The sequence below is a fragment of the Corynebacterium gottingense genome (assembly GCF_003693265.1).
Lineage (GTDB): Bacteria > Actinomycetota > Actinomycetes > Mycobacteriales > Mycobacteriaceae > Corynebacterium > Corynebacterium gottingense.
The window spans coordinates 1-1,737 of the sequence record NZ_RDRE01000112.1 but is presented as its reverse complement, the minus strand read 5'-3'; the positions used below and the strand labels follow the sequence as shown (position 1 = coordinate 1,737).

Genomic DNA, 1,737 nt, shown 5'->3' with positions numbered 1-1,737 from the left:
TCGGCGTGGGCGGGCTGCTGGACATCCCTGAAGTCGCCGACACCCTCGCGGTGGCCACGATGCTGGTGCGGCCCGCGGACTCGGCAGCCGCGCTGCGCATCCTCGGCGGCCCCGCCGTCGGCCTGGGCCTGGCGGACCTCGCCGCGCTGGCCTCGCGTGCGGTGAACCTGCGCGCGACCGGAGCCAGCGCCGACCCCAGCGGGCCCGAGCACGCGGACCCGCAGACCGCGCAGGAGCGGCTGGCGGCCCAGCTGGACGAGCTCGTGGCCCGCGCCGCGGAACTCAATGCGTCTACCGATCGCCCCGCAGGCCTCGCCGACGCGGTGGCGGACCTGGGCGAGCCCGAGCGATACAGCGAGGAAGGACTGCGCCGCTTGCAGGACCTGGCGGCTAAGCTCCGCTCCCTGCGCACCAACAGCCTGGGCAAACGCCTGCCTGACCTGTTCGCGGACATCATCGACGTCTTTGGCATCCGCACCGAGGTCCTGGCCCGCCAGGGGATGGGCAACACCGCAGGCACCGTCCACCTGGACAGTCTGCTCTCCGCGGTCGCCGCCTACCCCGGCACCAGCGTGGAGGGACTGCTGGACTATTTCGCGCTCGCCCGCGAGCACGAGGACGGCCTGGCACCCGGCAACGTGCCGACACGCACGGACCGGGTGCAGATCCTCACAGCGCACAAGGCGAAAGGACTGGAGTGGGACACCGTCGCCGTCCTGCACGCAGACGCCAACACGTACGCGGCCAAGGCGGAGACATTCCTCACCTGGGTCCAGCGCGTGCCCGACGCGTCCTTTGGCAACCCCGAATACCTGCCGGACTTCGGTGAGGTGGAAAACCGCACCCAGTTTGAAAAGGCCGCCGACGCCTGGCTCAAGCTCGTCCGCGCGGGCCTGGCGGAAGAATCGGCGCGCCTGTTCTACGTCGCCGTGACCCGCGCGGAGCGCAAGCTCCTCATCACCGGATCGCGCCGCAAACCCGACGTGCGCCGCGGGGCGAAGCCCTACGAGCACTTCGCCCCGCTGCGCCAGCTGGTCCCCGAGACGGTCGAGTGGGCCGATGCAGCCGAGGCCGAGGAAACGCCCGCCGAGGACGCCCCGGCGCTTGTCGACGCCCCCGCCACCGGCACCTGGCCCGCCTACCAGCTCGCCCCGGGGGAGGTGGAGGCCGCGGGGCGGGTGCGTGGCGTCGAGAAGCTGCCCGAGCTCGCGGAGGGCGAACTCTTCTCGCTGTGGGAACGCGACGTCACCGCGCTCATCGAGGAACACGAACGGGCGAAGTCCCCGGACACGCTGGTGGTCATGCCCGCGGAGCTGACGGCCTCGGACGTCGTCGCGCTCAGAGCAGACGAGGAGCAGTTCGCGCGCCGGGCGCGCAGGCCGGTCCCGTTCAAGCCGAACACCTACGCCAAGCGCGGCACCGCGTTCCACGAATGGCTGGAAGAGTTCTACGGGCAGCGCCCGCTGCTCACGGAGGACGAGCTGCCCGGCGGCGACGAGGCGGAGGTGGACGCCGCGACGCTGCGCCGACTCAAGGACTCCTTCGAACGCAGCGAGTGGGCCGCCCGGACCCCGGCCCACGTGGAATACCCGTTTGAGCTGGCCCTGGGTACCTCCGTGGTGCGCGGCCGGATGGACGCCGTGTTCCGGGACGCGGGCGGCGCAGGGTGGGTCGTCGTGGATTGGAAGACCGGCGAAAAGCCGAAGCCGGCGCAGATGGAGGCAGCGAAACTGCAGT

General features: G+C 71.6%; 1 protein-coding gene. It reads left to right on the top strand.

Translation table 11 applies throughout. The features are described from left to right. A partial coding sequence (locus EAW56_RS12025) for a 3'-5' exonuclease (RefSeq protein ID WP_208636523.1) occupies positions 1 to 1,737 on the top strand: 1,737 nt, incomplete at both ends.